This window comes from Pseudomonas sp. SDO55104_S430 (assembly GCF_054070595.1).
Map to the genome: position 1 here is coordinate 1 of NZ_JBSVXG010000202.1, position 10,542 is coordinate 10,542.

Annotated in this window: 8 protein-coding genes; 6 read left to right on the forward strand and 2 right to left on the reverse strand. The window is 60.8% G+C overall.

Going from position 1 to position 10,542, the window contains the following annotated elements:
- Window positions 1–61: 61 nt before the first annotated feature.
- Complete coding sequence (locus ACW9JE_RS24570; RefSeq protein ID WP_224536991.1) at window positions 62–637, reverse strand: acyl carrier protein phosphodiesterase; 576 nt, start codon at window positions 635–637, stop codon at window positions 62–64.
- A 171-nt stretch (window positions 638–808) separates the two neighbouring features.
- Between ACW9JE_RS24570 and ACW9JE_RS24575 the strand changes: the two genes are divergently transcribed.
- From ACW9JE_RS24575 to ACW9JE_RS24585, 3 genes are read left to right on the forward strand one after another with little or no spacing between them, the layout of a single operon-like run.
- Window positions 809–1,111 carry an ArsR/SmtB family transcription factor gene (locus ACW9JE_RS24575; protein WP_457434204.1) on the forward strand — a complete coding sequence of 101 codons (303 nt, stop codon included), beginning with the start codon at window positions 809–811 and terminating at the stop codon, window positions 1,109–1,111.
- 34 nt (window positions 1,112–1,145) lie between these two features.
- Window positions 1,146–2,312: an MFS transporter gene (locus ACW9JE_RS24580; protein WP_457434205.1), complete on the forward strand. Its 1,167-nt coding sequence runs from the start codon at window positions 1,146–1,148 to the stop codon at window positions 2,310–2,312.
- Between the two features lie 22 nt (window positions 2,313–2,334).
- Window positions 2,335–3,384, forward strand: a complete 1,050-nt coding sequence (locus tag ACW9JE_RS24585) for an alkene reductase (RefSeq protein ID WP_457434206.1) — start codon at window positions 2,335–2,337, stop codon at window positions 3,382–3,384.
- A 336-nt stretch (window positions 3,385–3,720) separates the two neighbouring features.
- On the opposite strand, the gene ACW9JE_RS24590 is transcribed toward ACW9JE_RS24585, so the two are convergent.
- Window positions 3,721–4,353, reverse strand: a complete 633-nt coding sequence (locus tag ACW9JE_RS24590; RefSeq protein ID WP_224536984.1) for a TetR family transcriptional regulator — start codon at window positions 4,351–4,353, stop codon at window positions 3,721–3,723.
- A gap of 268 nt (window positions 4,354–4,621) precedes the next feature.
- Between ACW9JE_RS24590 and emhA the strand changes: the two genes are divergently transcribed.
- The 3 genes from emhA to emhC are packed head-to-tail and all read left to right on the forward strand — an operon-like array spanning window position 4,622 to window position 10,404.
- Entirely contained in the window at window positions 4,622–5,779 is a 1,158-nt protein-coding gene (gene emhA, locus ACW9JE_RS24595) for an efflux RND transporter periplasmic adaptor subunit EmhA (protein WP_224536983.1), read from the forward strand.
- A 3-nt stretch (window positions 5,780–5,782) separates the two neighbouring features.
- Window positions 5,783–8,947 carry an efflux RND transporter permease subunit EmhB gene (emhB, locus tag ACW9JE_RS24600; RefSeq protein WP_457434207.1) on the forward strand — a complete coding sequence of 1,055 codons (3,165 nt, stop codon included), beginning with the start codon at window positions 5,783–5,785 and terminating at the stop codon, window positions 8,945–8,947.
- Complete coding sequence (gene emhC, locus ACW9JE_RS24605; protein ID WP_457434208.1) at window positions 8,944–10,404, forward strand: efflux RND transporter outer membrane subunit EmhC; 1,461 nt, start codon at window positions 8,944–8,946, stop codon at window positions 10,402–10,404. The genes emhB and emhC overlap by 4 nt, the downstream gene beginning before the upstream one ends.
- The last annotated feature ends 138 nt before the right edge of the window (window positions 10,405–10,542 follow it).

Here is a 10,542-nt window from a genome sequence, read left to right on the forward strand (position 1 = left end):
ATGTCGACTGACACGATGCCTTCGCGAGCAAGCCCGCTCCCACATTGGCTCCGTGTTCACATTACTTAAGCGGGGTTGCGGCAAACTCCTGCAACCGCGGATAAAACAACCGGAAATCCTCGCTCAACGGCTCATACAACCCGCGCAATTCCTGCATCGCGAACGCCAGTTCCTCAGGCTTGGTCAGGCGGCGTGAAATCCCTCGCAGCACCTGTTCCAGCACCTCGAATTCCTGATACGAACCCAACCAGTCATTGGCCACCATGTGCGGCGCAATCCGCGCCAGGCGTTCGGGCAATTGCTGCTGGCTGGACAGCACCCGGTACACGTCCGAGGTGAATTGCTCCAGTGGCCGGTCGGCGTACAGCCTCCAGTCCCGGGCCAGGCAATGGTCGAAAAACACATCGAGGACGATCCCGGCATAACGCCGGCGCGTCAGGGAAAAGCGCGACAGCGAGGCGTCCACCAGCGGATGGCGGTCGGTGAACACGTCGATGCTGCGATGCAGCTGGATGGCCGTTTCGATCTCCGGTTCGAACTGCCCCTGCAGCCTCCCTTTGACGAAATCGCCATACAGACTGCCGAGCAATTGACCGGGGCGCTGGCCTCCGAGGTGAAGATGTGCGAGATAGTTCATGGGCGCAGCTTAGCACTGCGGCCTTGCACTATGAAAAGCCGTGTATCGTTATAACCCGATATAACGAATTACGCAGTCTTCAGATCAAAACCATATTGGCGTATCGCGATGGAGCGATTTATATTTCGTTCCATCGCGATATAACGTTTTACCCATATCGAGCCCCCGACCATGAACCTTGACATCGACGAAATAATAAAAGCCCTGGCGCATCCAGTACGCAGGGACATCCTGCACTGGCTCAAAGACCCGGACGTCGAATTCCCGGATCAGAGCCACAGCAATGAGCACGGCGTTTGCGCCGGGCAAATCGATCAACGTTGCGAGCTGTCGCAGTCCACCGTGTCCGCACACCTGGCAACCCTGCAGCGCGCCGGCCTGATCAGCAGCCGCAAAGTCGGCCAATGGCACTTTTTCAAACGCAACGAGGACACCATCCAGGAGTTCCTCCGCATCTTCAGCAAAGAGCTCTGACCCTTTACGTCAGTCGGCCATAAGGAATCAAACAATGCCCCTCCCGCTACTCATACTGGCCTTGAGCGCCTTCGCCATCGGCACCACCGAGTTCGTCATCATGGGCCTGTTGCCCAATGTGGCGGCCGATCTCGGCGTGTCGATCCCCGGTGCCGGCTGGCTGGTGACCGGTTACGCCCTGGGCGTGGCCATTGGTGCGCCATTCATGGCGCTGGCCACCGCCCGGCTGCCGCGCAAGGCCGCTCTGGTGGCGTTGATGGGCATCTTCATTGTCGGCAACCTGCTCTGTGCGGTGGCCAGTGACTACAACGTCCTGATGTTCGCCCGAGTGGTGACGGCCCTGTGCCACGGTGCGTTCTTCGGTATCGGTTCGGTGGTGGCTGCAAGCCTGGTGCCGGCCAACAAGCGCGCCTCGGCCGTGGCCCTGATGTTCACCGGCCTGACGCTCGCCAACGTGCTGGGCGTGCCGCTTGGCACCGCCCTCGGCCAGCAGGCCGGCTGGCGCTCGACCTTCTGGGCAGTGACGGTGATTGGCGTGATCGCGCTGATCGGCCTGATTCGCTTCCTGCCAGCCAAGCGTGATGAAGAAAAACTCGACATGCGCGCCGAACTGCGTGCTCTGAAAGGTGCCGGTATCTGGCTGTCCCTGAGCATGACCGCGATGTTCGCCGCGTCCGTGTTCACTCTGTTCACCTACGTCGCGCCGCTGTTGGGCGAAGTCACCGGCGTCTCGCCTCGCGGCGTGACCTGGACCCTGATGCTCATCGGCCTGGGTCTGACCGTCGGCAACATCATTGGCGGCAAGCTGGCTGACAAAGGCCTGGCCGCGACGCTGATCGGCGTATTCATCGCGATGGCGGTGGTGTCCACGGTACTGACCTGGACCAGCGTCGCGCTGATCCCGACCGAAATCACCCTGTTCCTCTGGGCCACCGCCTGTTTCGCCGCCGTGCCTGCCCTGCAGGTCAACGTGGTGACCTACGGCAAGGCCGCCCCGAACCTTGTCTCGACCCTGAACATCGGCGCCTTCAACGTCGGCAACGCCCTGGGCGCCTGGGTCGGCGGCAGCGTCATCGCCCACGGCTTCGGCCTGACCAGCGTGCCCCTGGCGGCAGCGATTCTGGCGGTAATCGCCCTGGTCCTGACCCTGATCACTTTCCGTCAGAGCGGTAATCCCGAGCTGGCTCCTGCTACCAACTGATACCTCACGAGGGTTGTATTCAATGACGACTATTTTCGATCCGATCAAGCTTGGCGACATCGAGTTGGCCAACCGCATCATCATGGCTCCACTGACCCGCTGCCGCGCCGACGAAGGTCGTGTACCCAACGCGCTGATGGCCGAGTACTACGTGCAGCGCGCATCCGCCGGGCTGATCCTCAGCGAAGCCACCTCGGTCACCCCTATGGGCGTCGGCTACCCCGACACCCCGGGCATCTGGTCCAACGACCAGGTACGCGGCTGGACCAACGTCACCAAGGCGATCCACGGCGCGGGCGGCAAGATCTTCCTGCAACTGTGGCACGTGGGCCGTGTATCCCATGAGTCGTACCTGAACGGTGAGAAGCCGGTCGCTCCGAGCGCCATTCAGCCAAAGGGCCACGTCAGCCTGGTTCGCCCGATGGCCGACTACCCGACGCCGCGTGCCCTGGAAACCGCTGAAATCGCCGACATCGTCGATGCCTACCGCGTCGGTGCCGAGAACGCCAAGGCCGCCGGCTTCGACGGCGTGGAAATCCACGGCGCCAACGGCTACCTGCTCGACCAGTTCCTGCAGAGCAGCACCAACCAGCGCACCGACCAGTACGGCGGCTCCCTGGAAAACCGTGCACGCCTGCTGCTGGAAGTGACCGACGCTGCGATCGAAGTCTGGGGTGCCGGCCGTGTCGGCGTACACTTGGCTCCACGTGCCGACTCCCACGACATGGGTGACGACAATCTGGTTGAGACCTTCACCTACGTGGCCCGCGAGCTGGGCAAGCGCGGCATCGCCTTCATTTGCTCGCGCGAAAAAGAAGGTGACGACAGCATCGGTACGCAAATCAAGGAAGCTTTCGGCGGCCCTTACATCGTCAACGAGCGCTTCACCAAGGACAGCGCCAACGCTTCGCTGGCGGCTGGCAAGGCTGACGCCGTGGCGTTCGGCATCCCGTTCATCGCCAACCCGGACCTGCCGGCGCGCCTGAAAGCCGACGCCCCGCTCAACGAGCCACGTCCGGAACTGTTCTACGGCAAGGGCCCGGTCGGCTACATCGACTACCCGACGCTGTAAGCCTCGCCCCGTAAAAGCAAAAGCCCCGACTCGAGAGAGCCGGGGCTTTTTGTTTGCTATCGAAGGTGGTGATAAACCTGTAGGAGCGAGTTTACTCGCGATGGAGGACCAGACAGCGCGGGGTGCCAGGCTGCCAGCGTTATCGTTAACGACCATCGCGAGCATGCTCGCTCCTACAGGCGGCAACACAAAATCCCTACAAAATACCGAGCCTGAAAACTACAAACGCACCGAGCGTGCGTATATAAAAGCACCCCACTGCCCTGAACCTGGTGAAGATCTGTTCATCTACTGATTCAACGATTGACACCCGCGAAGCCGATTACGCATGTTGTTTCACTTTCGCAGGCTGGGGCTCAGACTCAGCATGTCGATCGCGGTATCGACCCAGCGCTCGGCCTCGGTGTGCAGCTCGAAGCTTTCCGGGGCCAGCAGCCACTGGTACAGCAGGCCATCGATGTAGGCGTGAATGGCGATGGCCGCTCGGGCGGTGTCGAGGTCTTCCGGCAACTGCCCGCGATTCACGGCATTGCGCAGGGTCAGGCCGATGCGCATGTTGCAATCGAGACTGGCGGTCTGGCGCTGCTGGCGCAGGTCGCACATTTCATCGGTGAACTCGCACTTGTGAAACAGGATTTCGTTGATGCGCCGGGTCTTTGGGTCCAGCGCAACTTCGTGAAACAAATGAATGAGCAGGCGGCGCATGCAGCCCAGAGGGTCGAGTTCGTCCTCGCTCTCGGCAGCCTTGGCCAGTTCATCCAGAGGCTCATGCAGGCTGTCGAGCATGGCCTGCACCAGATCGGCCTTGTTGCTGAAATGCCAATAGATGGCGCCGCGGGTGACTCCGGCCAGGGTCGCGATGTCCGCCAGCGTGGTACGGGCCACGCCCCGCTCGTAAAAGGCTTTTTCGGCCGCTTCGAGTATCTGGTTGCGGGTTTCTTGAGCTTCCTCTTTGGTGCGACGGACCATGGCAGTACAACCTCAATCAGGGTGCTTCAGCGATGTCTGAATATCAGCTGAATAAAAGTGGGGCGAGCGTTCTGGGGTCCCGTCCCCGGGCCTACAATTCGAACCTTGCGGCGGCCTCTGTAAGGGCGAGGATACACAGTCAAGGTATTTACAAACAGTCACGAATGTAAGTATATTCCTTAGCAAGCTACTTATCCACCCGGCATCCATTTTTAAACCTTCCATCTTTTCTTGTGCGTTGCCCAACGCGCCTGACCCGAGGATTTTCATGCAATTCAAGCCAGCTCTTACCGCTCTGGTCGCCGCCGTCGCCCTGGCATCGCTGCTCAGCGGATGCAAAAAGGAAGAAGCAGCGCCGGCCGCACCACCGCCTCAGGTCGGCGTCGTCACCCTGCAACCGCAATCCTTCACCCTGACCTCCGAATTGCCGGGCCGCACCAGCGCGTTCCGCATCGCTGAAGTGCGTCCGCAGGTCAACGGCATCATTCTCAAGCGCCTGTTCAAGGAAGGCGGTGATGTCAAGGAAGGCCAGCAGCTGTACCAGATCGATCCGGCTGTCTATGAAGCTACGCTCAAAAGTGCCGAAGCCAACCTGCGCTCGACCAAATCGATCTCCGACCGCTACAAGCAACTGGTCGACGAACAGGCCGTGAGCCGCCAGGAATACGACACCGCCCTGTCCAACCGCCTGCAGTCGGAAGCCTCGCTGCAATCGGCGCAGATCAATGTGCGCTACACCAAGGTCTACGCGCCGTTGACCGGTCGCATCGGTCGCTCTTCGGTAACCGAAGGCGCGCTGGTCAGCAACGGTCAGACCGAAGCGATGGCCGTGATTCAGCAACTGGACCCGATCTACGTCGATGTGACGCAATCCTCGGTCGAACTGCTGCAACTGCGTCGTGAACTGGAAAGTGGCCGCCTGCAAAAGGCCGGCGACAACTCCGCCAAGGTCAAGCTGACCCTGGAAGACGGCAGCCAGTACAAACTGGAAGGCAAACTGGAATTCTCCGAAGTCTCGGTCGACCAGACCACCGGCTCCGTGACCCTGCGTGCGGTGTTCCCCAACCCTGATCACACCCTGTTGCCGGGCATGTTCGTCCACGCCCAGTTGCAGGCCGGCGTGAACAGCGCAGCGATTCTGGCGCCACAGCAAGGCGTGACCCGCGACCTCAAGGGCACTCCGACCGCACTGGTCGTAGGTCCCGACAACAAGGTCGAACTGCGCCAGCTCAAGGCCAGCCGCACCGTCGGTAACCAGTGGCTGATCGAAGACGGCCTGAAAGCCGGCGATCGTCTGATCACCGAAGGCTTGCAGTTCGTCAAGCCGGGCATCGAGGTCAAGCCGACCGATGCCACCAACGTCAACGCCAAAAACCCGGCCCCCGCCAAGGCAGCTGAGCAGGCTTCCAGCGGCAAAGGGGAGTAAACCATGTCGAAATTTTTTATCGACCGTCCGATTTTCGCCTGGGTAATCGCCCTGGTGATCATGCTGGTCGGGGCACTTTCGATCCTGAAGTTGCCGATCAACCAATACCCGAGCATCGCGCCGCCGGCGATCGCCATCTCTGTGACCTACCCGGGTGCGTCCGCGCAAACCGTGCAGGACACCGTGGTCCAGGTGATCGAGCAGCAGCTCAACGGTATCGACAACCTGCGTTATGTGTCGTCTGAAAGTAACTCCGACGGCACCATGACCATCACCGCGACCTTCGAGCAAGGTACCAACTCCGATACCGCGCAGGTCCAGGTCCAGAACAAGCTGAACCTGGCCACCCCGCTGCTGCCGCAAGAAGTGCAGCAACAGGGTATCCGCGTGACCAAGGCAGTGAAGAACTTCCTGCTGGTGATCGGTGTGGTGTCGCGCGACGGCAGCATGACCAAGGACGACCTGTCCAACTACATCGTGTCCAACATGCAGGACCCGATCTCGCGGACAGCCGGTGTCGGTGACTTCCAGGTGTTCGGTTCCCAGTACGCCATGCGTATCTGGCTGGATCCGGCCAAGTTGAACAACTTCAACCTGACCCCGATCGACGTCCGGACCGCGATTGCCGCGCAGAACGTCCAGGTGTCGTCCGGCCAGCTCGGCGGCCTGCCTGCCCTGCCCGGCACTCAACTGAACGCGACGATCATCGGCAAGACCCGCCTGCAGACCGCCGAGCAATTCGAAAAAATCCTGCTCAAGGTCAACAAGGACGGTTCCCAGGTTCGTCTCAAGGATGTCGCGAAAGTCGGCCTGGGTGGCGAGAACTACAGCATCAACGCCCAGTTCAACGGCGCGCCCGCCTCGGGCCTGGCGGTCAAGCTGGCCACCGGTGCCAATGCCCTCGACACGGCGAAAGCCCTGCGCAAGACCATCGACAACCTCAAGCCGTTCTTCCCGCAAGGGATGGAAGTGGTGTTCCCGTACGACACCACGCCGGTGGTGACCGAGTCGATCAAGGGTGTGGTTGAAACCCTGGTCGAAGCCGTCGTACTGGTGTTCCTGGTGATGTTCCTGTTCCTGCAGAACTTCCGCGCCACCGTCATCACCACGATGACCGTGCCGGTGGTATTGCTGGGTACCTTCGGCATCCTCGCGGCCGCCGGTTTCAGCATCAACACCCTGACCATGTTCGGCATGGTGCTGGCCATCGGCTTGCTGGTGGACGACGCCATCGTCGTGGTGGAAAACGTCGAACGGGTGATGAGCGAAGAAGGTTTGTCACCCAAGGAAGCCACGAAAAAATCCATGGGCCAGATTCAGGGCGCCCTGGTGGGTATTGCCCTGGTGCTTTCGGCGGTACTGCTGCCGATGGCGTTTTTCGGTGGTTCCACCGGTGTGATCTATAAGCAGTTCTCGATCACGATCGTCTCGGCAATGGCCTTGTCGGTACTGGTTGCACTGATCTTCACCCCGGCATTGTGCGCCACCATGCTCAAGCCGGTTGCCAAGGGTGACCATGGCACGTCCAAGCGTGGTTTTTTCGGCTGGTTCAACCGCAACTTCGATCGCAGCGTGGAAAGCTACGAGCGTGGCGTCGGCAATATCCTGCGTCACAAGGCGCCGTATCTGCTGGTCTACGTGATCATTTTCATCGGCATGATCTGGCTGTTCATGCGCATTCCGTCCTCGTTCCTTCCGGAAGAAGACCAAGGCGTATTGTTTGCCCAGGTGCAGACGCCGGCCGGTTCGACGTCCCAGCGTACCCAAGTGGTCGTGGACCAGATGCGTGAATACCTGCTGCGTCCTGGCAAGGACGGTGGTGAAGGCGATGCGGTGAACTCGGTATTTACCGTGACAGGCTTCAACTTCGCCGGTCGTGGCCAAAGTTCGGGTATGGCATTCATCATGCTCAAGCCCTGGGAAGAACGTAACGCTGATAACAGCGTGTTCAAGGTCGCCGCCCGTGCCCAGCAGCACTTCTTCACCTTCCGTGATGCGATGGTGTTCGCCTTCGCCCCGCCGGCGGTACTGGAGTTGGGTAACGCCACCGGTTTCGACGTGTTCCTGCAGGACCGTGCAGGTCTGGGTCATGAGAAGCTGATGGAAGCGCGCAACCAGTTCCTGGGCATGGCCGCGCAAAGCAAGGTGCTGGCCCAAGTGCGTCCAAACGGACTGAACGATGAGCCGCAGTACCAATTGGAGATCGATGACGAGAAGGCCAGTGCCCTGGGCATTACCATCGCCGACATCAACAGCACCCTGTCGATCGCGCTGGGCAGTAGTTACGTCAACGACTTCATCGACCGTGGTCGGGTGAAGAAGGTGTACGTTCAAGGCCAGCCGGACTCGCGTATGAGCCCTGAAGATCTGCAGAAGTGGTATGTGCGCAACAGCACAGGAACCATGGTGCCGTTCTCGGCGTTCGCCAAGGGTGAATGGATTTACGGCTCGCCCAAGCTGTCGCGCTACAACGGTGTGGAAGCGGTAGAAGTCCTCGGTGCTCCGGCTCCAGGTTATTCCACTGGTGAGGCCATGGCCGAAGTCGAAGCCATTGCCAAGAAACTGCCGGCCGGCGTCGGTATTTCCTGGACCGGTCTGTCCTATGAAGAACGCCTGGCAGGTTCTCAGGCACCGGCGCTGTTTGCCCTTTCGCTGTTGATGGTGTTCCTGTGTCTGGCGGCGCTGTACGAAAGCTGGTCGATTCCGATTGCCGTAGTACTCGTGGTGCCATTGGGGATCATCGGTGCGCTGATGGCTACCAGCCTGCGCGGCTTGTCCAACGACGTGTACTTCCTGGTGGGGCTGTTGACGACCATTGGTCTGGCGGCGAAAAACGCCATCCTGATCGTCGAATTCGCCAAGGAACTGCATGAACAAGGCAAGAGCCTGACCGATGCCGCAATCGAAGCCTGTCGCATGCGTCTGCGTCCAATCATCATGACCTCGCTGGCGTTCATCCTCGGCGTTGTTCCGCTGGCGATTTCCACCGGTGCAGGCTCGGGCAGCCAACATGCGATCGGTACCGTGGTAATTGGCGGTATGATCACCGCCACCGTACTGGCGATCTTCTGGGTCCCACTGTTCTTCGTCGCCGTATCGTCCATGGGCCAGCGCAAAATCGCCGACCAGGACGATGCCATCGAACCTTCTAAAGAGGCTGGCCAATGAGCAAGTCGCTACTCTCCATCGCTGTCGCCGCCTTCGTGCTGAGCGGTTGCTCGCTGATCCCCGATTATCAGCAGCCGCAAGCACCGGTGGCCGATCAATACCCGCAGGGCCCGGCGTATTCGCCGGCCCAGGCGCCTGCACAGGCTGCCGCGGAGCAAGGCTGGAAGCAGTTTTTCCATGATCCGGCGCTGCAGCAACTGATCCAGGTCGCTCTGGAAAACAACCGCGACCTGCGTGTCGCGGCGCTGAACATCGATGCCTTCGCCGCGCAGTACCGCATCCAGCGTGCCGACCTGTACCCGGCCATTTCGGCCAATGGCACCGGCAGCCGCCAGCGTGTTCCGGCCAATGCTTCGCAAACCGGTGAAGCAGGCATCACCAGTTCCTACTCGGCTACCGTGGGTATCAGCGCTTACGAACTGGACCTCTTCGGTCGGGTTCGCAGCCTGAGCGAAGAAGCCCTGCAGAAATACTTCGCCACCGAAGAAGGCCGCCGCAGCACCCAGATCAGCCTGGTGGCCAGCGTGGCCAACGCCTACCTGACCTGGCAGGCCGACAAGGAACTGCTGAAGTTGACCCAAGACACGCTTGCCGCGTTCGAGGAGAGCTACAAGCTCACTGCCCGCAGCAACGAAGTGGGCGTCGCCTCGGCCCTGGACCTGGCGCAGTCGCGTACCTCGGTGGAAAACGCCCGGGCGCAACTGGCCCGCTACACCCGTCAGGTCGCCCAGGATGAAAACAGCCTGGTGCTGCTGCTCGGCACCGGCATTCCGGCCAACCTGCAAGCGGCCAAACCGCTCAACGATGACTTGCTGAGCGAAGTACCGGCGGGCCTGCCGTCGGACTTGCTGCAGCGTCGTCCGGACATCCTGCAGGCCGAGTACAACCTCAAGGCCGCCAATGCCAACATCGGCGCGGCGCGGGCTGCGTTCTTCCCGAGCATCAGCCTGACCGCCAACGCCGGCACCCTGAGCCCGGACCTGTCCGGCCTGTTCAAGGGCGGTTCGGGCACCTGGCTGTTCCAGCCGCAGATCAACCTGCCGATCTTCAACGCCGGCAGCCTGCGCGCCAGCCTGGATTACTCGAAGATCCAGAAGGACATCGGCGTGGCGAACTACGAGAAGTCCATCCAGACGGCCTTCCAGGAAGTCGCCGACGGCCTGGCCGCCCGCGAGACCTACACCCATCAGTTGCAGGCGCAGCGTGATTTCGTCAGCGCCAACCAGGACTACTACCGCCTGGCCGAGCGTCGCTACCGCATCGGTGTCGACAGCAACCTGACCTTCCTCGATGCCCAGCGTCAGCTGTTCAGTGCCCAACAGGCATTGATCACCGACCGTCTGGCGCAACTGGTCAGCGCAGTGAACCTGTACAAGGCGCTGGGTGGTGGCTGGAATGAACAGACGGCGAAGAACGAGCCGTTGAAGGAAGAAGCGCCGAAGATGCGGTTGTTCTGATAGCGCTGTGAACAAAGAGAGCCCACCTGATCAGGTGGGCTTTTTTTTGCTCGAAGGAATGGTTGTTGTCTGTTCCGGCTCTATCGCGAGCAGGCTCGCTCCCACAGAAGAAACGCATTCCAATTGTGGGAGCGAGCC